The sequence below is a fragment of the uncultured Microbulbifer sp. genome, from assembly GCF_947489355.1.
Taxonomy (GTDB): Bacteria; Pseudomonadota; Gammaproteobacteria; order Pseudomonadales; family Cellvibrionaceae; genus Microbulbifer.
Genome location: NZ_CANLDD010000021.1, coordinates 44,137 through 68,169, shown reverse-complemented (window position 1 = coordinate 68,169; position 24,033 = coordinate 44,137). Strand labels below are relative to the sequence as shown.

At 43.3% G+C, this 24,033-nt stretch carries 16 protein-coding genes; 7 read left to right on the top strand and 9 right to left on the bottom strand.

From position 1 onward, the window contains the following. Positions 1-418: 418 nt before the first annotated feature. From Q1A48_RS10740 to Q1A48_RS10720, 5 genes are all read left to right on the top strand, one after another. Entirely contained in the window at positions 419-1,204 is a 786-nt protein-coding gene (locus Q1A48_RS10740) for an enoyl-CoA hydratase-related protein (RefSeq protein WP_299944580.1), read from the top strand. Positions 1,205-1,365: 161 nt separating this feature from the next. Further along, the gene (locus tag Q1A48_RS10735; RefSeq protein ID WP_299944578.1) at positions 1,366-2,736 is read left to right on the top strand and encodes an acyclic terpene utilization AtuA family protein; all 1,371 of its coding nucleotides are present in this window, start codon (positions 1,366-1,368) and stop codon (positions 2,734-2,736) included. 1 nt (position 2,737) lies between these two features. Then, positions 2,738-3,091 carry a hypothetical protein gene (locus tag Q1A48_RS10730; RefSeq protein WP_299944576.1) on the top strand — a complete coding sequence of 118 codons (354 nt, stop codon included), beginning with the start codon at positions 2,738-2,740 and terminating at the stop codon, positions 3,089-3,091. A 448-nt stretch (positions 3,092-3,539) separates the two neighbouring features. Beyond that, positions 3,540-4,409: an SDR family NAD(P)-dependent oxidoreductase gene (locus tag Q1A48_RS10725; protein ID WP_299944574.1), complete on the top strand. Its 870-nt coding sequence runs from the start codon at positions 3,540-3,542 to the stop codon at positions 4,407-4,409. 81 nt (positions 4,410-4,490) lie between these two features. Continuing rightward, positions 4,491-5,888 carry an aldehyde dehydrogenase family protein gene (locus Q1A48_RS10720; RefSeq protein ID WP_299944572.1) on the top strand — a complete coding sequence of 466 codons (1,398 nt, stop codon included), beginning with the start codon at positions 4,491-4,493 and terminating at the stop codon, positions 5,886-5,888. 52 nt (positions 5,889-5,940) lie between these two features. Here Q1A48_RS10720 and Q1A48_RS10715 read toward each other — a convergent pair whose 3' ends face one another. The 9 genes from Q1A48_RS10715 to Q1A48_RS10680 form a co-directional block, all read right to left on the bottom strand. Beyond that, on the bottom strand, positions 5,941-6,723 hold the full coding sequence (locus Q1A48_RS10715) for an enoyl-CoA hydratase/isomerase family protein (RefSeq protein WP_299944570.1): 783 nt from the start codon (positions 6,721-6,723) through the stop codon (positions 5,941-5,943). 644 nt (positions 6,724-7,367) lie between these two features. Beyond that, positions 7,368-8,246, bottom strand: a complete 879-nt coding sequence (locus tag Q1A48_RS10710; protein ID WP_299944568.1) for an SDR family NAD(P)-dependent oxidoreductase — start codon at positions 8,244-8,246, stop codon at positions 7,368-7,370. A 159-nt stretch (positions 8,247-8,405) separates the two neighbouring features. Continuing rightward, positions 8,406-9,782 (bottom strand): cytochrome P450, encoded by a 1,377-nt coding sequence (locus Q1A48_RS10705; protein WP_299944566.1) that lies wholly within the window; start codon positions 9,780-9,782, stop codon positions 8,406-8,408. Positions 9,783-9,815: 33 nt separating this feature from the next. Continuing rightward, positions 9,816-10,586, bottom strand: coding sequence for a glucose 1-dehydrogenase (locus tag Q1A48_RS10700; protein ID WP_299944564.1), 771 nt, complete (start codon positions 10,584-10,586; stop codon positions 9,816-9,818). A gap of 186 nt (positions 10,587-10,772) precedes the next feature. Then, positions 10,773-13,109, bottom strand: coding sequence for a TonB-dependent receptor (locus Q1A48_RS10695; protein ID WP_299944562.1), 2,337 nt, complete (start codon positions 13,107-13,109; stop codon positions 10,773-10,775). A 948-nt stretch (positions 13,110-14,057) separates the two neighbouring features. Beyond that, the gene (locus Q1A48_RS10690) at positions 14,058-15,209 is read right to left on the bottom strand and encodes a lipid-transfer protein (protein ID WP_299944561.1); all 1,152 of its coding nucleotides are present in this window, start codon (positions 15,207-15,209) and stop codon (positions 14,058-14,060) included. After that, on the bottom strand, positions 15,202-15,618 hold the full coding sequence (locus tag Q1A48_RS21825; RefSeq protein ID WP_366523402.1) for a zinc ribbon domain-containing protein: 417 nt from the start codon (positions 15,616-15,618) through the stop codon (positions 15,202-15,204). Before Q1A48_RS21825 ends, Q1A48_RS10690 begins: the two co-directional genes overlap by 8 nt. A gap of 24 nt (positions 15,619-15,642) precedes the next feature. Next, positions 15,643-16,938, bottom strand: coding sequence for an ISKra4 family transposase (locus tag Q1A48_RS10685; protein WP_299944559.1), 1,296 nt, complete (start codon positions 16,936-16,938; stop codon positions 15,643-15,645). A gap of 81 nt (positions 16,939-17,019) precedes the next feature. Continuing rightward, on the bottom strand, positions 17,020-19,500 hold the full coding sequence (locus Q1A48_RS10680) for a CoA transferase (RefSeq protein ID WP_299944557.1): 2,481 nt from the start codon (positions 19,498-19,500) through the stop codon (positions 17,020-17,022). 266 nt (positions 19,501-19,766) lie between these two features. Here Q1A48_RS10680 and Q1A48_RS10675 point away from each other — a divergent pair, with 266 nt between their 5' ends. Next, complete coding sequence (locus Q1A48_RS10675) at positions 19,767-20,390, top strand: hypothetical protein (RefSeq protein WP_299944555.1); 624 nt, start codon at positions 19,767-19,769, stop codon at positions 20,388-20,390. Between the two features lie 516 nt (positions 20,391-20,906). Then, on the top strand, positions 20,907-23,927 hold the full coding sequence (locus Q1A48_RS10670) for a TonB-dependent receptor (RefSeq protein ID WP_299944553.1): 3,021 nt from the start codon (positions 20,907-20,909) through the stop codon (positions 23,925-23,927). The last annotated feature ends 106 nt before the right edge of the window (positions 23,928-24,033 follow it).

Here is a 24,033-nt window from a genome sequence, read left to right as displayed (position 1 = left end):
AGGAACGTTAGTTCCGTACAGACCGCTTTGAGCGGTTCACGATTAAAGCCACCGGCTTTGCCGGTGGATATTTACTAAAGCAGGAGAGGGGTATTCTTTCCTTCCGACCTGGTAGTAACCTATAGTGACCCTTCTAAATAAAGAGCTAAGAAATAATACTGCTACATTTTAACAGAGTATAGCGATTAATATCACGAAGGGGTATAGCACTATTTCGGGATTGCCATTACGGTATAGTAGTTTTAGCCTATAGCGTAACCCTTTGTTACTCGAAACTATTGAATTTACAAAGTAAAAATTCATACGAGCGCACCATATCGGTTATCAATTTATTTTCTTTGTTTGAAAATTTATTAGTTGATTAAAAGACAGTAGACTCGCGACCTACTCAACTTTTATTGTTATAAGAGACTGGCAAGTGTCAAATACAGTGATTGAGAAGCTTCTACCCAACGGCGTTATGCACCTATCCCTGAATCGTCCGGAGATTCACAATGCGTTTGATGATCATCAGATCGATCGATTGACGTCTGCTCTTGAAGTCGCTGAAAATAACGAGCATGTAAAAGTTGTTGTTATAAGTGGCGAGGGTAAAAGTTTTTCGGCAGGAGGTGACCTAAGCTATATGCGGCACATGGGTAGCAATAGCTATAATGAGAACCTGATAGATGCAGCGCGTCTGGCAAAATTGATGAAAACATTGAGTTCTCTGTCCACGCCAACCATTGCGCGGGTGCATGGCGCAGCTTTTGGTGGTGGAGTGGGTTTGGTGAGCTGTTGTGATTTTGCTTTTGCTACGCCAGCGGCAACATTCTGCCTAAGCGAAGTTAAACTCGGAATGATTCCTGCAACGATCGCACCTTATATTGTAAGGGCAGTAGGTGAAAAAGCAGCTTGCAGATTATTTATGAGTGCAGAGGTTTTTGGCTCTAATCGTGCTTGGCAACTTGGTCTGATCAGTCATTTGTCGGAGCAGGATTCCCTGGATTTGGATATACAGATGTTTATTAAAAGTTTGCTGATTAATGCACCATCAGCAGTTGAAAGAGCAAAAAAAATCGCATCAGAGGTCTCACAGGGACCCATTGATGACGCAATGATCGAAAAAACAGTCGTTTTAATTGCTGATCTTAGAGCGTCTGAAGAAGGAAAAGAGGGCTTGAGCGCTTTTTTGGAAAAACGTAAACCCAAGTGGACGCTATAAATTACGCGATCATTTATGCCAGGCATTATGAATATGAAATGTTAATGTTTTGAGATAGCAACCAAATATTTATATCTGTTAAATCTATTTAGAGATTAAATATTAAATTATTCAAGCTGGCCTAACTTCGATCGCAATCAGATAACCATTCGGAATTACTTATGGATAAACAAAGCGTGATACGTATTGCCAATGCACAGGGTTTTTGGGGAGATAGTGCCCTTGGTCCCAGACAAATTCTCGCTGAAGAACAGATTGATTATATAACCTTTGATTATCTTGCTGAGGTATCGATGAGTATTTTGCAGAAACAAAGGATGCAAAATCCAGATATGGGCTATGCACAGGATTTTGTCAACATGATTAAAAAAGTTATGCCAGTGTGCAAAGAAAGGGGCATAAAAATTGTCGCCAATGCAGCAGGAGTCAATGCTACAGCTTGTCTTAATAATACAAAAAATGCTTTAAAAGAGCTGGGTCTGTTTGGAACTAAAATCGCTATCGTAGAGGGTGACGATATTCTGGGCCAGCTCGATCAGTTGATTAAGAATGGTCAAGAATTAAAGAATATGGAGAGTGGCAAGGCGCTTAAAAGCGTATTACAAAAAGTGACCAGTGCCAATGTATATATTGGTGCACGGCCTATTGTTGAAGCATTGAATAAGGGGGCTGACATTGTCATAACCGGCCGTGTAAGCGATCCATCTTTAACGCTTGCGCCCCTGGTCTATGAATTCAAATGGTCAATGGATGACTATGATAGGCTTGCGGCAGGGACGATTATGGGACACCTACTCGAGTGCGGAACACAGGCTACAGGTGGTAACTACACTGACTGGAAGAAAGTTTCTGGATTTGCCAATATGGGATTTCCTATTGTTGAAGCACAAGCTGGTGGAAGTTTTGTCCTGACCAAGGTTAAAAACACTGGAGGGCTGGTAACTATCGCTACAGCCACCTCGCAGTTATTGTATGAAATTAGCGATCCTGAAAACTATTTAGGGCCTGATTGTATTGCTGATTTTACCAGTATTCAATTGACTCAGGAGGGTGAAAACCGAGTAGCCTTCAGTAATATAAAAGGAAAACCACCGACGTCCAATTATAAAGTTTCAATTTCTTATGAAAAAGGTTACAAAATACTCAGTACGCTTTGCGTATCGGGCCCCGACGCTATCGAGAAGGCGAACTTAATGTACAACATGGTCTTTGCCCGCCTTTCCATGCACGGCATAGATATACCAGAACAGGATCGGTTTCTTGAAATATTTGGAACCAATGTCTTATATAAAGGATTGGTACCGACTAATCCGCAGCCTCATGAAGTATTGGTACGTATTGGTGCCAAAGGTCCAGATGCAAAAAGTCTGAATGTTCTTGGTTCAGAAATTGCGCCACTGATCACCTCCGGTCCTCCAGGCATTACCGGATTTGCCGGTGGTCGAGCGCGAGCGAAAGCCATTGTCGGTTACTGGCCGGCCTTGATTGAAAAAACTAAAGTTAACACAACCGTGTGGGTTGAGGAGATATAAAATGGCTATTGTCAAATTGCAGCAATTGGCTATTGCCCGTTCAGGTGACAAAGGAAATATCAGTAATATTGGAATTATGGCTAGAAGCAGGACTATATACCTGTATTTGTGTGAAGCGTTGACTGCTGAGGTTGTAAAAGCCTATTTTAAGGAAGTCGCCTTTGGTACTGTGACGCGCTATATGTTGCCAAATCTTAATGCGTTTAATTTTGTATTAGAGGATTCTTTAGGAGGAGGGGGAACTGAAACCCTAATAACTGATGCTCAGGGAAAAGTATATGGTGCAGGATTATTGCATTTGAAAATGGATATTCCTAGTGAATTGCTTGATGTAGCCTACATGACCGAATCATAAGTTAATGAATTATTAATAACATAGTTATTCTCAAATTTATGAAAAGCTACAGAAAAAAACATAAATAGAAGTTTTTCTCTCTGCTAGCTAATAGGCGCTTACTAGGAAAAACTGCTTTTGTTGATATTGTCATACAAAACCAGATCAGGATTAGACTTACAGTCGGTTGCCAGAAGCTATAATAGCCAGTTCGAATTTGGATAATATAAAACAAGCACTCAAGAAATGCCCTACAAGTGAATACTGATTACTATCGATAAATAGACATGGCGATCATTCGACATACTGTTCAACGTATAACGTTGACAAAGATTGAGCTGTCACCAAGCATATTGATAGTATCCATGGAATAATATGTCTGGTATGAAATCGCAATTCAAGGATTAAGTGGTTTGCGTTGTGTAGATGTAAAACCCTCCCTTCAATAACTAAAACAGTAGAAGCTACTATGAAAACGGCATTTATCACTGGTGCTGCAGAGGGGCAAGGTCTCTCCTTAGCACTAAAATTGAACGATTTGGGATGGAAGGTCTTTGCAGGTGTTCTTCCTGGCCTTGATATCTCCAAACTCACCGACAATGGCAGGAATATCATCCCGGTCGAACAGGATGTGTCCAATACCAATTCCGTTCGACAGAGTGCAATAACAGTCGCTTCAAAACTTGATGGCGCTGGATTGAATATGTTGGTCAATAATGCAGGTATCGCTAATTTGGCCCAGGGAGTGATTGAAGGACTAAATATAGATGATTTACAACGGCTTTTTGAGGTAAACACCTATGGTCAATTGCGAACAGTGCAGGCATTTTTACCAATGTTAAGAGCAGTTGCACCTGAGGCTCGTATCCTAAATTATGCCTCTGGAGTAGTCGTTGCCAATACGCCGGGAGCAGGGGGGTACACCATGAGCAAACACGCGATTACCGGTATGACGCTTACTCTACGTCATGAACTGGCGCCACTGGGTGTGCAAGCCACCACTATCATGCCCGGAGGGGTGAAAACCAGTATGACTAAGGATATTCATCGGACAACGCATGAAATATGGAAACAGATCAATCAGGGAATTCGTGCAGTATATGAACCTCATCTTCTTGAAGCCACAACACAAGTATTACCTGATATGGTAGAAAATCAGGGCAACACTGTCGAAGAAATGACCGAGAGAATGCTTACGATTATTAACATTCCAAAATTGAAACCGATTTACCTGGTTGGCAAGGATGTCAAACCGCTCAGTATTATGCGACGCTGGCTATCGGACAGTGCCCTGGAATGGATGATTCGAAAGAGTTATAAAATAAAAACCAGGACTTAATTGTGTATTAGAAAAATTTATCTGTTTGCCCATAAAATATTTTATTGCAGCCTTACCTAAAAATTCTACTGAGATAATGCAATGAGCATATCGTCAATATTTATCGCACAGCAAGATAACCATACTGCGCTCAGAGCGTGCTCGGCCGAGCAGCGAATCCGCCAATTACAAGCTCTGGGGATCGAGTTGATAAAACGTAAAAAAGACATATGTCGAGCACAAAATAAAGAATTAAAAACCTGTGAAATGGACACTGAAGCACAATTAATGATGCTTAAAATAGAACTCGAATTTATCAGTAAAAATTTAGCCAAATGGATGAAACCTCGTAAAGTAAAAAACAGCCAAGCAACTATGGGGAAAAAATGTTACATCCAATATGAGCCTAAAGGATCGATGCTCAATATTTCGACTTGGAATGCACCTATCGCAATCAACATCATACCAATCGTTGGTGCTTTAGCGGCTGGAAACAGCGCTATTGTCAAACCCTCGGAGTTAGCACCACACACGGCAACTGTCACTCACGAAATTATTAGCACTGTCTTTTCAAGCAATCAATGTGCTGTAATTGAAGGTGGACCCGAGACTGCGCAAGAACTTTTGAAACAACCGTTCGATCATATCTACTACACCGGGGGTCATCGGGTTGGTCGTATTGTGATGAAAGCAGCTGCAGAAAACTTTGCAGATATCACATTGGAAATGGGTGGAAAAAACCCAGCTATTGTAGATTCAACTGCCGATGTTAATAACGCTGCGCTCAAGCTTGCCTGGGGGCGTATGGCAAATGCTGGGCAAGTATGTATCGGGCCTGATTATATTTTAGTTGATAAAACGATTGAGCAAAAATTTATTGAAGAAGCTAAAGCCGCCCTGATAAGGTTTTATAATCCACATGGGGATGGGTTTGAAAAAAGCGCAGAATTCCCCCGCCTTATTACCGATGGTCATTTCCAGCGGGTCAAAGGCCTGATTGATGAAGCTATCAGCAAGGGTGCAACACTGGAGTTTGGTGGTCAAAATGATGCATCACAGCGTTATATATCTCCAACCATTTTAAGTGGAGTCAATGACGATATGGCCATCATGCAAGAGGAGGTATTTGGCCCCGTTATGGTTGTAATCGGTTGTGAAGATGCTGAAAAAAAGCTGTCAATAATTAAACGCCAGCATAAGCCATTGGCATTGTATATTTTTTCCAAAGACCGACGCGCTATTGATTTTTTCTTGCAAAATACTTCAGCGGGTTCCACTGTGGTAAACCACAATTTGATTCAGTCTGGAACCAACCCGCATCTGCCGTTCGGTGGTATTAGGCATAGCGGTACTGGTCGAATTGGTGGTTTTCAGAGTTTCCTTGAGTTTTCCAACCCTCGTTCTGTAGTTGAAGCCCCTTTAGGTTGGCGTGATATCAATATTAACTTCCCGCCCTATTCTAAGATATATAAAAAATTGGTAGGTAAAATGCTAAGTTAATACATTGTCTATTGCCACTCAAATTAGTTTTTTCATAAAGGGTATATTAGTTTTAACGACCAGTAAATACTATGGGATTCTTATCAAGGAACCCTGAAACCGCATTCTTAAAATCCTCACTCATTGTGGTTAAATTTTGAAATCTTGCTTCTATATCAAAAGCTTCTGATAAATCAGTTTTCATAACTTGTCGAAGTAATTGCTTGGTGTATTTTTGGGCCATTGGGGAGCCGTTAGCAAGTTCTTCTGCCCAGGATTGTGTTTGAGTTAATAGCGTGTTTGCGGGGACTACTCTATTAGCAATGCCAAACTTCAAACACTGTTGTGCAGTTATTTTTTCAGAACAAATAATTACCTCCATTGCTCTCTTGGAGCCTAAAGCATTAAGTATATGCCAACTGACTCCACCATCTGGTATCAGGCCAATAGCTGCAAAGGCTTGATAAAGATAGGCATTATCACCCATCACACACAGGTCACAAGCCATTGCCAAACCTGCTGCTATACCTGCACAGGCGCCATTAACAGCTGAAATAAACAATTTTTCTGAGTCTCTGATAGCCATCAAAAAAGGCTTGTATTCTTTTAGGAGTTCTTCTTCAATCGAATCATATTCCGTTAACACATCGTGTAAATCTGCCCCAGCTGAAAATCCACGACCTTCACCTGAGATAATAATATTTCGTATAGCACTATCGGTATTTGCAAGATCAATCGCTTGTAATAGCTCAAACTTGAGAGTGGAATTAAACGCGTTGAGCTGTTTTGGTCTGTTGAGTAAAATACAAGCAACTCTATTGGTAACACTATACTTAATTGTATCGAATTTTTTCATCCCTTTTGCCTTTCTGATCCAATCATTTTAATTTTTGCATCGATTTTTAAATGTTATCAAATATGCCTGCCAGCTATTTTAAATTATTCTACTTTAGGTTAGTTTTATCAAATACGTATGCGTAGTTTAATTATTTTCTATCCAAGGTGGTTACTGTTTTTAATAATTATTGATCGCTTATAAACTGTACTCACATCAATTATGTCGGCATGCTGAATAAGTTTGGCTTTATGGATAGAAGGCCGTAGCCACTGGGTAAAAAATATCCGCTATTACCTTAGGCATAAGAGGTGCATTCAACGGTATTTGTACATCCATATTAATTCGTATAAAGAGGGTTATATGCTTTTTTTTGCTCAGGAAAGCATCACTGTTCAATACCAGTAGTACTCTTGGTCACGATTTTCATAGTTTAGGTGTAAAAGTATTCGCTACTTGAGCGATTTTATTGATCTTAAGGTTTTTTCTCAGCAAAGGTTGACCATAATCACCGTAATAATTTCAAATTCTCATGAAATAGTTACACAAATAGTTTGAATGACATTCATTACACTACTATCTCCGACCAATCTACAATCAGACGTATGAGTTCCGATACTTAACTTAATGGATAACTTCTATAGTTGGATTGAATACCTAAGCCGTTATTTAATCATTGTCTCGGTTGGCATTACTGGCTTGCCAAGAAGTGGTTCGTATGTTTCTGGTTGCTGACCATCAATATCGAATACATCCAGTGATTTGGCAAGCATAGAGTTCCACCAGGACGCTCCCGTATACATCATAGCGGTGCCGGATCGATCAATTGCATCAATAATTCGACCTGTTAATTCAGGTGATTCCATGCCTGATTTGAGAGCCTCATACTCAGGCAGCAACAGATTGCTATCGATGGTAGACTGCAATCGTTCTGTACGCACAATACCTGGCCACAAGGTAAAAGCAGCCACATTGTGCTCACGTAATTCCTTACCCATATCGTGCATCATTTTATCCTTTGCTGCTTTTCCCAGACCATAGATAATGGAATGAATATAATTGCGTGCGGCAGGCGATGATACGGTGACTAGTGAACCACATCCTGCTTTAACCATATGCGGCACTGCGTGATAGCAAGCAAGATAGTGCGCGCGCAGTCCGATATTAATCATGGCGTTCCAGTGCTTTTCAACTGGTCTCTGCCAAAAAGGCTTCCACACTATTAAGTCGTCGGGAACTTGATAGACACAATTGACCAGAATATCCAATTTTCCTTGTTCATCTATCACACGCTCAAGTAATTGTGCGATCTGTTTATCATCACTATGATCACATTTAACAGCGATAGCCTGCCCGCCACGCTCTGAGATTTCTGACGCAGTCGCAGAAAGTGTGCCCGGTAGACTAGAGGTCTGATTTTCAAACTCAGAGCGCCCGCTTATATATACAATAGTATCACTGCCGGACAAAGCCAGGGCGGTGCCTTTACCTATCCCGCGGGTGGCACCCGTCACCAGGACAATACGTTTATTTATATTTCCCATAATAATATTTCCTGAAGGGTAAGGTGGGAGGTAAAAATTCCTTTTTGCAAGGATCGTATGGACCAAAGGTGCTAATTTCGAGCATACTGGGGTGTATTTATAGCGCGCCCTAAAAGAGAGCGTTTCTTTTCTTCCGACCACAGTAACCTAGCACTGAGCTTAATTTCTATGCCTCTTAACCTTCACTTTAAAGCGGCGCTCTGGACCTGGTGTCGGCGCAACGTTTATTTTAAGCTCATAGTCAAACGGGTCCAATTCCAGATCCAATCGGTAAAATAACCGTGCCATCGACAACAACATTTGTATATCGGCCAGAGAGCGGCCGAGGCATGTATGTGGGCCTCGACCATAGGGCGAGAATGCATTGGTTTTCAGATGCTCTCCACGACCTTTGTCATAACGCTCAACATCGAACTTTTCTGGATTGGGATAAAATTCTTGCATAAGATGCGGAACCGTGATACCCATATATAACAACTCACCTTCTTTAATTTCATAACCATTAAAATTAAAGTCAGTATTGGCCGAGCGCATAGCCGCGGCTGTCACAGGGTACATGCGCAGGCTTTCCATAATCGCCCCGGATAGCGTGGGCATTTCTTTTAGGCAAGCTGTATCCAGTTTTGATTTTCCGAATACGGTATCGACTTCCTGTTGGATCTTTTTGTATACGTCCGGATGCTTCAGTACAAGATAAATGAGGTTGGCCGTTGTATTAGCCACCGTATCAAGACCTGCAACGTATGGGCCGGTGAGCGTTAAAATAAGGTCACTCTCAGGGATCAGGTCACTGTTACGCTCGTGTTCTTCCATGATGTCATCAATCAAGTTTTTATCTTCTTCTTTCTTTTTTCCTTTATTGGCGTAGTAGTCCTCAATCATTGATTCGCCGAGCTCTCGCACACGTTTAAAGGCCCGCCTATAACTCGGCGCATATAACAGTATGCGCGGACGTTGCCGAGTAACCAGAACATTTAGTATTGTTTTGATTGTGATACGGATGTCTTCAACGTAATTTAATGGTACCCGGCCTGTAAGAAACAAACCTAACTGTCCCGTTACGAGGCGCTGCATACCTGAGACTACAGGGACAGACTGACCTGATTTCCAATCCAGCATCAACATATCGTCTGTTGCTTGTAAAAATTGATCAAACTTTCCGACCAGTATTTTCCGTGAATAACCCTCTCTCATCACCGCTCGTAGTTTCGCGTGTATCTCACCACTTTCAGCGGTTAACTGGTATTTAGCCTGATAGGCATCTTTCATTTGCTGCCAAAACTCCTTGGAACGCAGTTTTTCCTTGCCATCTCTAGATCCCATAAACTCAACAGCTTCTGGCCCCGCCAATACTTTATAGGTCTGATTGAGAACTTTAACTCTAAAAATAGGACCATGCTCTCGGTAGCATTTGTAAAAAAAAGGTCCCGGACCACCATCTTTTGCCATTTGAAAAGTATTACCGAGGATGGGCAATCCTTTCACTAAAGGCGGTTCACTGTGTGAACGATCTATTCTTATAGAATTTTCACTCATCTTTACTTACTCTTTCAGGTTGATCTGTTCTACTTAAGAACAGGGCATTTCTGGGTTGCGCAAACCCGCAATCCAGCCACCATCAGCAACAAACTCGGACCCAGTTGAATAGCTGGCTTCATCAGTAGCGAGAAATAAACTAACATAAGCAACCTCATTAGGTTGCCCCACACGCGGAATCGGATGTTTTGCGTAAAACGTCCTATTCATATGGTCTTCACTGGTTCTACTGGCACCGCCCATTTCGGTATAGATACCACCAGGGTGAACACTATTCACACGAATGCCGTATTGCCCTAGTTCTATCGCTGCACTTTTCGTTAAACCACGTACTGCCCATTTGGATGATGAGTAGGCTCCAAGACCTGCTGAAGAATGCAGCCCATCGACTGAAGAAACATTGATAATCGAACCAACACCTGCTGCCTTCATCGGTTCAATTGCACTGCGAATACCCATGAAGGTTCCCAATTGATTAACTTCGATTACCCGCATATACTCTTCGGTCGAGGTGTTGGTAATTGACGACATCTTTAAAATAGCAGCGTTATTGACCAGAACATTATAAGTGCCCAATGTCTGAGCCTGTGCAACCGCAGCGGTCCAATCCTCCTCTTTGCTGACATCCATATGTTGGAAGGTAACGACTTCCCCAAGCTCCTGAGCGAGTGCCTGGCCGCGCTGATCGTTTACGTCGGCAATAACGACTTTGGCACCATGCTCTACAAACAGTCGTACGGTCGCTTCCCCCATACCGCTTGCGCCCCCTGTAACTATGGCTGTTTTTCCAGCTAGTCTTTTCATATCATCGACCCATCTAATTTATAATATTTTTTGTTCTGGTATGATTTATACTATGGTTTTGCTCTTTTCGTAGGTAAACCATTTCTAATGTCGTATTACTTTGAATTTACAGATTTCAGCAATCCACTGACTTGATCGGATTATTTTCGACTAGAAAGTGGATCAGTGTATTCATAAGGTATTATTTTAATACATATAAGCAGCCGTTACACCGAAGGTTTTTGGATCACCAAAGTTTGCTAATTCATCTAAACCGAAAGGTACTGCGGTGCCACTAAAGTTGGTGGTGAGATACTCTTCATCGGCTAGATTTTTGCCCCAGAATGTGAGCTTGATTTCATGTTTATCTGCGTGGTTCAGCGTAAAAGACAAGGACGCATCGATAACTGCGTACGAATCCATCACGACACTATCAGCACTATTCACTGAACTGTGTCGACCCCCTCCCTGATAGTTATAGCCAAGATACGCATCTAGATTCCATTGATTGAAATTCGAAGTATAGTTGAAAGCAAGTGTGCCCGATTGATCAGGTGCATAAGCCAAGCCATCAATCAAAACGGCATCAGGCAGTCCAGGTATCGAAACGCTCCCAACACCCAAATCGCTCTCCAGTAAACCAAGACTCAAGGATGTTCTGAGGCTTTCGGTTAGGGCAATCTGTAAATCCGCTTCGGTGCCATAAATTTTAACGCCATTAATACCAATAAAGTCCCGATCAGCACTTCCTATGCCGGTTTGCACACTCGTTTGGTAATTATTGACTTCCATTTGAAAAACAGCTAGGTTCAGCCTCAGGCGAGAGTCGATAAAGTCGCCTTTAAAGCCAAATTCATAAGCTAACGTTTCTTCTGGTTTGAAACCGACTGTATACAATGCTAAATTCGATGATCGAGTAGATGTGCCACCCGATTTATACCCGGAAACAACCTTGGCATAAATGCTGCTATTTTCATCAATGTCATAGGTAACTGTGAAGGATGGATCAAAATTACTAAAATTCCGATCGTAGGATGCACCAAGAGGTGCACTCTCCGCGAAAGTAGGTGAATTCGGGTTGAATCGAAATGCTCGTCGACTATCCCTAGCAAAACGTGCACCTAAAGTGTATGTCCAGGGACCTTCATTTGGGGTGTAAGTTGCCTGCCCGAATACTGCAATAGAATCATTTTCAGAGTTGGTGAATTCAAATGCTCGTGCTATATTAAAAGAAGTGCCAACTAAATCAGAGTATGCTTTATCTGAATAGTAGTAGACACCCGCAATGTATTCGAGTGTATCCGTTGAACCAATCAATTGGATTTCTTGTGTCGTTTGTTCAAAATCCAGGGTACGACGTCCCTCTGAGGTTGCACCCAGAGGCACTGCAGGAACAAGAATAAACCCCTCTGGTAATCCTAATGCTGGCTCAGCCAGGGCGATCCCGATTGCACTTCTTACAGCTGGTGCACTATCATGGAAGAAACTGCTATTTACTGCTCGATAGCCTGTGATTGATTTAATGATTAAATTCTCAAAAACATTCCAGGTCAATGTGAGGTTGTGGCCATCCACTTCTAACAGGTTGTCCTGCAGTGGCCTCACTGCTGTTACGCTATCCAGGCGATCCATTTGCGCTGGAATGTCATGTTCCGCTACGCCAATAAGATTGACAAGGATATTGGGTGGGAGCGCCGGATTTAACAATTGTGAAAGAATTGGTCCTGCAAGCACTGAGGTCAGATCTCCCCCTGCAATCACCTGTTGATATCGACTGGTATCTTTTACATCAGAGGTATCGTAGGCATAATCCAGTATAAAGTTCTCAGAGATATCGCTGATAAATTCAAGCCTATAAGCCTCTCGATCTTCTTCACCATAGTCAAGAGAATCACCTATGGCTTCAACAGTGCCATCCCTTTTTGATATCAATGCTGATAGTTTAAGGGCAGATGTTTCCCCAAGTGGAAAATTGACGCTGGTTTTGGTTTTAAAATGGTCGAGATTACCGCCAGTTAATACCTGCTTAAAGCCAAATTCTTCCAGCACAGGTTTAGTAGTAATTAAATTAACAGCGCCACCGGTAGAGTTGCGGCCATACAGGCTTCCCTGTGGTCCTCGTAAGATTTCGACACGCTGAAGCTCAACAATTTCTGAGCCAGATCCAATCGAAGAACCAACATAAACTCCATCGATATACAATGCCACGGAAGGATCTTGTGTTATCTGTGTATCCAATTGACCAAGCCCGCGAATCATTAATCGGATTGTATTCTTGTCAGAAGGAAAAGGAGATACTGATAAGTTGGGCACATTAGTTCCAAGATCGTAGAGTTCATCTATACCACGTTGTTCAAGCCCCAGTTCGTCAAAAGCAGTCAACGAAATCGGAACCTCCTGTATCGATTCTGATCTACGTTCAGCGGTAACAGTTATTTCTTCGAGAGTAAGCCCCTCACCATAAGCGGGATTAAACACAAGTAGCGTTAGTAGTATGGCACCTGCCAGTAATGGGCAAAATGATATTATTGTTGTAATTTTCATACTAATTATCCCCTGTTCTATTATTATTAAAATATTAGTCAATGACTGCTCTATTATCCTGCTGTTCCAGTGATTATAAATCCTTATTATCTTCCTTGGCATGAAACATCAATGGCGCTGAAGAAAAATCATTATAAAGACCAAGTTTCTAACATGCCAGGATACTATCTTTGATTAATGTAAGATAATAATACTGCCCGCGAAAATCAGTAAAGCTATATTGTTACTCCGTAACTTCTCTAAGCTGTTTCCAGTTTGAATAAGAGCCCGCACTCTTAATGTGAAAGAAATACTGGAATATTGTATCTTATGCAAAATTTTATTCTGACTGTTTAACCAATTTTTGGATGGCTCTTGAAATGTTTAAATTTATCAGTCAGTTGTTCGATCTCTTTTAAATGATGCACAAGCTTTTAATTGCTTTTAGAATTCGTATCGCTTGGTACTTTTTTCAATGGGTGAAATTTCTTTGGCAGCTCATCGAATCTATAAAAATGTAGCATACTGGCTGCTGCTCTGGGTGCGCTTCAGGTAAAACTGTTTGCTATGCCCGGCTCACGGTCTGGCATCACATAATGTATTATAATGTTTTCAGTCGCATGAAGGATTTTTACAGATCCGTTTTCACTGACAAGCAGTTTTCGTTTCCGGGCAGGCAATTCAGCCTGATGAATATGAGTGATGAGCATTGCCGTATCAGCCAGTTGTTGGTTATTTAATGATTTCAGAATTAATCACAACCATTCTGGTAACGTGGAGATTTTATGGTATTAATCAGAGAAGGTGCCCCGAGTGGTTACTACCGGTTCAGAAGATACTCCAGAGCGCGCCGTGAATATAACCCTGTACGCTTGTAATCGACATCGATGCCTTATGTGATTCCGAGGAAGAGGCGTTTCTCCTCTCCTGTCTTACTAGTGGGTCAATGTTACAGCATTGTCTAACTCTTTAAACATTCAGAATTAGCCCACTCATGCCCGCTGACACCAGAACATGCTCAACATTCCTTACCTGATTAACGGCACTTCCACGCAACTGCCTCACCCCTTCAACAATGTTATTAACGCCGTGTATGTACGCTTCACCAATAAGGCCGCCATTCGGATTAACTGGAATTCGACCATCCAGGGCGATATTCCCTTCACTTACAAAGTTTTTACCTTGTCCGTAATTGCAAAAACCAAAAGCTTCGAGTTGCATTAACACAATCGGTGTAAAGTGGTCATAGAGCATCGCCACCTGAAAATCGCCTGAACTCAAATTCGATTGCCGATATAGTTCTTTGCTCAATAACAGCGCTTCCTTAAATATCGATAACTCTCCATGATAATAATTGGTGACAACTTCAACGCCGTGAGGCACCATTTGCGAGGCGGCCTTTATATTCACTGGTGTTTGCTTTAGCTCGTTCGCCCGATCATTACTGGTTATGACCATGGCAACTCCACCATCACTCTCTTGGCAACAATCAAGTAAACGCAGGGTTGGCTCTATAATCCACTTTGACGCCTGATGTTCTTCCAAGGTAATGGGTTTTTGATAAAACCAGGCTGCAGGGTTTGTTGCTGCATGCTTTCTCATTGTAACGGAGACATGACCAAGATCGACATTACTGACACCATATATATCCATGTACCGCTGTAGGTTCATTGCCATCCAACTGGCCGGCGTCAGTGCACCAAATGGCATACTCCAAGTCATGAAATCAGTACCAGAACCCGGCCCGCCTGCCGTCGTTTGTGCCTGGCCAAAGCGTTGCCCAGAACGTTCATTCATAGCACGCCAAACAACCACCACGTCAGCCAATCCTGCGGTTATTGCCGCCGCTGAGTGTGACACAACACCACAAGCTCCACCTCCACCGTGAGGTACTCGAGAGGAAAAACGTAGGTTTTCAATACCAAGCGATCGCACCAGGTCAATGTCTTCATTATTGTCAAGCGTAAACGTACTCATACCATCGACATCTGAAGGCGATAAACCGGAATCATCAAGTGCCTGTTTGATACATTCGCAAGCGAGTTGCAGCTCACTTCTACCAGAGTTTTTTGAAAACTCAGTTTGGCCGATCCCCACAATTGATGCATTCAGCTTAGTCATGGATACCCTCAGCGTCCGATTGCAGTGGGCGAAATTGATGAATAGTCTTACCACCGATTGTCTTTACAAAACAAACCTCAAGTGCCATTCCGGGCTTTAACTCACTAGTCTGGCACTCTATCAAATTACTTAACAAGCGGACACCACCAGATAAATCCACCAGGGCAGTAATTAACGGGTATTCAAACATCGGAATTTGTGGGTGGCGAGGTATGCACCAGCTATATAATACGGCCTTACCGTCTACTGTTATATGGTTGTGCTCAAGGCTATGACAATGGGGGCACATCGGACGCGGTGGGTGCAAGAAGGTTTGGCACTGAGCACATTGTTGAATCTGCAATTCATTGCGATTAAGCGCATCCCAAAAGAACTGGTTTGCAGGGCTCGGTATAGGATCTGGCCGCATCACTTTATTCAGTGCTCTTTTCGATTAATACTTAGTTAAAGATATGCCAACGGGAATCACTGAGCCCATAATATTTTTCCATAATTGCTCCCACCGGCCACTTGTTTGGGTGTGGGCTCTGATCCTTAATACAGCAGCGGCACTGCCATGCTTCCACCTCATGCCGGTATTACATAAACGCCGTTTAACCAGTGTTTTACTGGCAGATTCTGTGGCCCCCGAGCTTATTGGCCAGCTCTGTTTGACCGCTTGGGAATAACGCATAAGCGTATGATTAACCTTTAGATAGCTGATCGCTTGATAATGCTTTTCAATGAGTGAGATTGTTTTTTTTGGTAGCTCAGCTGACTCCAAATAGCATAGTAACCGACGGGCAGCGCCCTGCTTATGTTTCAATCGGTGCAGCCATTCCTCCAGCCATATTTTTCTCTGGGATTCATTTTTGGGAAACAAGGCGTAGGAGACATTCGAAATGTATTCAGATAAATGGTAAAAATCTAAAATCCGAAAAGCGGTATGTTTTTTCAGAAAAGACCAGTTGTCCCGAGTAGCATCTGTGATACCAATGTATTTGACTTCAGGATAAACCACTTTGACCTTCTCAATTTCCTGTTCTAGCTGATCCAGAAAACCCGCTCTGTCATCTTCAGAGACTGATGCCGTGTATATGGTGTGAAGCCGATGTCCGGAATCATCATACAAGCTAATTGTGCCGCATATTGCTTCACGCCATCCGTCATCGCACAGTAGCTTGCAAGTGCCATCAAGGCTGATAGAGATTGCAGATACAGATACATCCAGCTTGGGGAGTTCATACCCGGTTCCCTTATAGGTTTCAGCAAGAGAACCAACGTCATCTGACAACCGCTTGATGTATGAGCGAGCGAGATCTCGATTATGGTTGAGTGCCAGGTCTTCCTCAACAGCCGGGGCAGCCATTTTACTGTATTTCCAAGCCACCATTTTGGCCAGTTTCGGTGTTGCCGAACCCACAATTCTGGCATTAAAGTCAAGCGGTGAAAATGTAGAACCGCCACCACTGCCCTGATACACATCTCTTTTTAGTGAGACAGCCCCATAAGGTGTTTCATAACATTTAGCCACTTGATGCTTATAGGTTAGCTTACGTCCATTGACGATGACAGGCTTACGGCCTGGTATCTCGTAATGCGTCAGAATCTCAGCGGTACCCCGCTTGCCTGCCTCATTAAGGGCTTTTTGAAGATCTTCTTCACTGGCAAGCAGGTTGTCTTGCTGGATGGGAACTTCAATCTGAATGGTTATAGTGTGGCTGTTACGCGAAATTTGTGTTGTGCTCATTGCAGTATCAGGCAGTTGATAGTTATTTTATTGTATTATTCAGAGAGGACACTCACTTTGTTATAACTTGATATAAAATACTTAGCCTTGCTGAATTTTCAGTGGATACATATAAGAGGACTCATCCGAGACAACCTGTTGCTCAAATAACGCTGCCTGACCTGCTTCGTCATATCCCAATTCACTGAGGATCTCTCGAGTTTGCTCGCCGACGATCAATGGTCCACTTTTTGCCAACGCAGGGGTTGCGGAAAAATCATAGGGAACACCGACCTGACCAACCTTGCCAACCACCGGGTGTGGAAAGGATGTCAGCCAGTTGCGGTCCAATAGGAAGGAATCACTCCGCCACATATCACGGCTGAATTTGTTGTCGGCCATCTCGCAGGGAATACCTGCACTGTCGAGTCGGTCAAACCACTCTTTGGCGTTACGAGTTTGAAAACGCTCCATGAGTATTTCAGTCAGTGCCTGATCGTTTTCGCGACGTGCCTGGATACTGGCGAAACGTGTATCGATGTTTAATTCAGGAATTTCAAGCTGCACGAACAACTTTTCCCAATGTTGTTCATCACTGAGTGCTATACAAATATAATCATCCAGGGTCTTGTATAAACGGTAGCCTGCACTAAAACCCAGCGCATCGCGTGTCATATAAGGTCGCTGCACGGCGCTGCCGTCTTCTTTCGCAAGAATATGCGAGGCATTAAAGAGGTGGGCATTAATAATGGACGTATCCACAAATTGCCCCTTGCCGGTTTTCTCTCGCTCCAGTAACGCCTGGATAATAGCATTGGCTGCCAGATATCCGTTGCCTGTATCGCCAAGGGTTGTCAGGCTCCAATAGGGCCTTCCACCGTTACCACAGGCACCATCTTCCCATTGTACTCCGGTTAATGCTGAGCCAGTTTGATCATTTCCTGGCAAATTTTCTCTGCGGCTCTTCTCAAACCCTCGTGTATGGCAATAAATTAACCTGGGATGGGTCTCCCGTAAGGACGCGTAATCCAGACCTTTGTTCTCAACGGCCTTGTAGCGCATATTGTGAATCACAACATCGGCTTTGGAAATTAACTGCTTGATAATTTCAACACCCTGGGGATCACGCATATTAATGGCGATGCTATCTTTGCCGCGGTTGGCCGACATTGCGATTGCGTTAGAATGCCAATACCAATCGTAAGTGGCATTTACCTTGATAACGCGTGCGCCCAGATCAGATAATAACTGGGCGCCAAACGGACCTGCAATCGCCAGCCCCAAATCAATCACGGTAACGCCCTCGAGCGGCTGCTTTAACAACGCACTGCCAAAGTGGTCGGTCGCCAGCGTTTGCCCATCAGCCTCTTGCCGTACTTGTTCAGTATGCTGTCCAGATGCCGCATAGCCCTGCTTTACATATGCCTTATGGTTTTCCAGAGAGTAAAGGTTACCCACCTGATGTGTAACACCGTATGTTGGATCGTCAATTTTGGCCACACAGCCATCTTGTAAAAACAGCTCATCACTTAAAGCTTCTTCTGGTGAGCGTATTTTTTGGATACATTGTCCGGCTACCTCACCTGCTGCGACCCACTCGTCGGCAGTGAACTTCTTAAAAGCCTCTACCAACTGCGGATAATAGTGGTCAAGCACCAACATGTCGTCCATTGCAGGCATGATCCGATCCGGGTCGTTGCGTGATGACATATCCGGCGCTGGGTCCAATGCGCTACCACGGGAAGCGCCAAGCACAAACCGGGGATTTGGCACCCAATTAATTATCCAGCGGCCATCAGCACATTCAAAATTTCCGCGTGGTGAGCGACTATCATTGATCCATGTGGAAAAATGCGGCGCATCAGGGAATTCTCCATAGCTGTATGCCAGTGTTCCAGCCGTCAGTGCTCCCTGCATCAAACTGGTTTCAACCCACTGGCCAACCCCCGTTTTTTGGCGCACTAAAAGTGCCGCATTAATGCCAGTCATAGCGGCGTAAGCTGCGCCCAGACTGGGCCAATAGGTACCCGTAAAAAGCGGACCATCGCGGTCCTCATGACGAGGACCAACCACACCATCAGGCGCAAATTGAACGTCTGCGAATGGCGCTTCATGCCCTTTTACATGGTATTGCGCGCCAACACGACCACGTTGCTCAAAGTGCAAGCCAAGTTTGGCGGAAACCAGCGCATCGACAGCGGGGCGATCTGAATAAGGGGTATCCCGCCCGTAGCCTGTGATAGAACAGACAACTAATGCTGGGTTAATCCGCTGCAAGGACTCAAAATCCACCCCCAATTTTTTGGCAACACCCGGCGAATAACTCTCGACCAAAACATCTGCGCCCCTAACCAATTGATAAAACAGATCAAGCTCAACAGAATTTCTTAGGTCATAGCAGGCGCAACGTTTACCTCTTTGCCATACATGGTATCCGAGCTGTGACTCTCGATTGGAATCGCCGTCAGGTCCTTCTATCTTGATAACTTCCGCGCCATTGTCAGATAAAACCATAGTGGCCATCGGGCCAGCAATGCCCTGCGACAGGTCGAGAATTTTAATTTTATCGAGTACTCCAGCCATACTCTATTCCTAATATCCTTATCTGTTGTTTTATACGTCTTTTGACAACCATATCACTTTTCGTATAAATTTTGCAACTATTTTACGATTGGTATCACTATTTTTGCTAAAATGACATATGATCGTATTAATGCATCAAAATTAATGCAGCACATAACAACCAAAGGAAGGCCGGGCCCACAGACAAAAAACCTCGACCTTTGCCGGTTTTAGAGTGTTCTCTTTGATTAATACAATAAAACAGTCATCAACTGTCCGACACTGCAATGACCACAGCTCAAATTTCTCGTAACAGCCCCACTATAACCATTCAGATTGAAATTTCTGTCCGGAAAGGCAACCTGCTTGCCGAAGAAGACAGTCTTCATAAAGCTCTTGATAGGCATGATTATCAGGGCAGTGGCGGCAGATCTATATCCTCCATGCTTGATTTTAATAGCGGTGTTGTGGGTTGGGCAACGACGAGACCGGCAAAAATGATTGCCCCATCAACTGGGAATGACCTCGAAGGCAATCCGAATCGGAGGCTGATTCGTTTATACATGAAACAGTGGTCGGATGGCGTTGATTTAAATGCTGAAGTCTTTAAGACCGTTGAACGTGAACGCTCCAAACTCGAATCACCCGTATCGTCAATCTCTATCTGCCTTGATGGCACATGCCAGTCGCTATGCGAGAATGGATGGCAGGATGCACTGTGCGCCACAATCACCCTGTATGCTGCGCGCGGGCTGCGGCTTCACACCAACTACACGCCGTCATCTTCTGAATCTGGCACGGCTGGTTCTCGGGATCGGTTTGAACAGAGCCTTGAGAAATTAAAGCGCTTTATCTCGCGGCCATTTACATTGGTTTCGCAAATGGCAGTCGGGACAACAGGTCTTTGCTAAAAAATTACCTCTTTTCAAATTATACAGTTTAATCACATTAGGGGGGTGGTCCTTAGTCAAAGAAGAAGCCGATGGAAGCAGTTATGAGAAAATATTATTGACCCATTGATTCCCAATGGCATATCTTCAATGATGTATTAGGAAGAAAGAATACTCAATTCATTTAATTTGGTCTTTTGTGATTGGCTTTATCTTTAGCACAATCAGTCCACCTTAAAGACAAATATTATTTGTATTTCCAGTAGTTTATGCTTGTGTCAGTACCACTTAGATAAGTCTGGACAACTCTTATATATTCAAGTGCAATGATTATTAAGTTCAAAAAATAAAATACTTAAACACTTATAGCTTAAATGGCAAGTTAGAAAAAGTATGTAAGGTATGTAATTACCATATAGTGGTAATCAAATTAATTTAATTCGCCGCTACAGCGTCTCACTAGGGGAGGGACGTCTCTGGATACTAAATGGGAATAATGGCGCATAATAAAAGGTATAAAGATAAGGATAAATCACGATGCGGAAACTCCATAAACCACAAAATTTAAATATCAATTATATTCGTGAGAGTGACAAGGTCAGTTCTTTCGTATCTCCTTGGTATAACCCCACTGTATTTTATCTTGCAATGAGTGCTGCCGCGGTCAATGCTCAGAGTAATGAAGAGATAAATAATAAACACATGGCCATGGAAGAGGTAATCGTCACTTCGCAAAGAATAGAGGAGAACATCCAAACTGTCCCTATCGCCGTTACCGCGCTTACTGACAAAGCACTAGGAGAATTAAAGATTGAACGCGGGGATGAATTATTAAGAGCAACCCCTAATGTCACCTTCTCCAAAGGTAATTTTAATAGATACAACTTTTCCATCCGTGGCGTCGGTACCAAGTCCTTGTCTGCCAGTTCTGATCCCGCCGTAGCAGTGAGCTTTAACAATACACCGATGCTGCGTAATCGACTATTCGAGCAAGAGTTCTTTGATGTGGACCGGGTAGAGGTACTACGCGGCCCACAGGGGACCCTGTATGGGCGCAACGCCACTGGCGGTGTGGTAAATATGTTACCGCGGTTTCCAACACAGGAATTCGAAGCCGACATTAAATCGGAGGTTGGAAGCCACAACACCAGGCGCATTGGCGGCATGTTCAATCTACCTTTGGGAGACAACTTTGCTGCGCGTTTTTCTGGTGCGATGACCAAACGTGATGGCTATGATTACAACACCGTTACTGGCAACGATGTTAATGACCGAGATCTATTTTCGACAAGGGTCATTTTTGAATGGACACCCACGGAAAAAGTGAGGGCAAATTTAATTTGGCAGCATTTTGAAGAAGATGATAAGCGTTCCCGTACAGGCAAACAACTTTGCACTCGGGATGAAGGGCCTGCTAGTGTTGGAAATCAAGAAATCCCTGATGATAATGAAATTGCACTGCACTTTACTCAAGGTTGTAAGCCGGATTCTCTATTTGCGGATGAAGCCTATGGCGCGCCCAACGCTGATACGCTTGCGAATTATGCTTGGCTAAATCTTGCTGTAGAACTAAAGGGTATTGATAAGAATGGCCGTGCGCAAAGGCTATATGATGCAGATGGAAATCAACTTAGGTTGTTTAATGGAAATAAGCCATATGGCGGCGTTAATCAGTCAAAGGATCTGCGCGAAATTGCGACAAATTACGATCCTAAGTTTAACGCGGAAAACGATTTAATACAGTTAAATATGGAATTTGCTTTGGCTGATACGTTAACGCTGTTTACTCAATCTACTTATGCTAAAGATGATTACCAGAGCATTCAGGATTATAGTCGTTATCAATCCAACCCTATCTTTACCGAAGTGCCTGATGTTGTTTATGATAGAAGGGGCAGAGTGCTTGATATAGTGGAGTTTCCGACAACCTCTGGTGGGGTCTATATGGATCCACAGCTCGGCCCTTCCAGTGGAATAGAGGCAGTGGATTTAAGCCGGTCTGATAGCGAACAATGGAACCATGAGTTGCGTATACAATCGGCTTACGACGGTAATGTTAATTTCTCTTTAGGGGTAAACTATCTAGATTTCGAAACCTCGGATGATTATTTCTTATTTAATAATCTCTATAATGCTATGGCCGAATTCTATTTGCATCAATTTGATGAAGAATGCACTGACGAAGTTGAGGGCCCCTGTATGTATGTGGATAAAAATGATCTAGATAATATAGACGAAGAAGGGCATAACTACTTCTATGGTCCAAACGCCGTTGCGACCCGCTCCTATGCCGCATTCGGTGAGTTCTATTGGCAGCTTTCAGAGGATGTTAAACTCACTACCGGAGTGCGCTATACTGCAGACAGTAAGACGACGACACCTTACCCAACTCAAGTGTTACTGATGGCTGGACCTAATGGTGAAACGGATGAGGTAATTACTGGTGGTACTGTACGTCGTGGCCTGGAAGCTGATCCTGAGGTAGTACAAAGATGGGATGAATTTACCGGTCGTGCAGTATTAGACTGGCAAACAGAAACCCCTTTTACTGACGAGACGATGTTCTATCTGTCTGTTGCCCGCGGTTACAAGGGCGGTGGTACCAATCCGCCACGAATAGGTATTGATCCTGAAATAGCCCAATACCGCGAGGCCAAGAAAACTTTTGACCCGGAATATGTTAATGCGTTTGAATTAGGGACTAAAAATAGCTTGTTAGAGAATAGAATGACACTCAATGCCACAGTTTTCTATTATGATTATAAAAACTACCAGATAGCAAGGATTTCTGATCGCTCTACGATAAACGAAAATTTCGATACCACGTCTTTCGGTTTAGAGTTGGAAACGCTATGGCAGGCTACCCAGAATACTCGATTTAATGCGGCTTTGGGTTATTTGAAAACTCGTGTCGGAAAAGGGGAAAAATCTGTGGATGTAATGAATCGTACCAACGGAAATGAAGACTGGATACTGTTACGTCCTTTTTTTGCATCACCTTCAAGTTGTATCGCACCCACAGCATTGGTTGAGGAAATCCTTTCCGATCTTAAGGATAATCCGTTTGGAAATGCCCATGCGAATCTTTTCACGTTATGTCCAGGCATGAGTGGTGGTCTTGTGCTTGACCCCAAATACAATTACGATCCGCTTGTCGATGCCCCCAATCAAGGTCGTGGCTGGGATGCCGATTTGAGCGGCAACGAACTGCCTAATTCACCCAACTATACTTTCAACTTTGGGATGGAGCATATTGTTGGGATACAGAACTGGGACTTAAGGCTACGCGCCGACTATTACTATCAAGGAGAAAGCTATGCGCGTGTCTATAATACCGAGTACGACCGTTTAGAGGATTGGGACAATCTTAATGTTTCGGCGACGCTGGTCCAACCCGAGTGGGATTTACAGGTGGAACTTTACGTCAAAAATGTCTTTGACGATGCACCTATCGTCGATGCCTTTACCAATGCCGATGATGTTGGCCTTAGCACTAACGTGTTTACCCTAGACCCCCGTATTATTGGCTTAAGCGTATATAAAGCTTTTGGTAACTAAAAAACGCCGGCAGCTGTATTTGGACCATAACCGGTCACAGTGCCACTGTATTCATTTTAAACTGGCAGAGTGTTGGCCTACCAGTAGGGCAGGAGGGAAGAATACC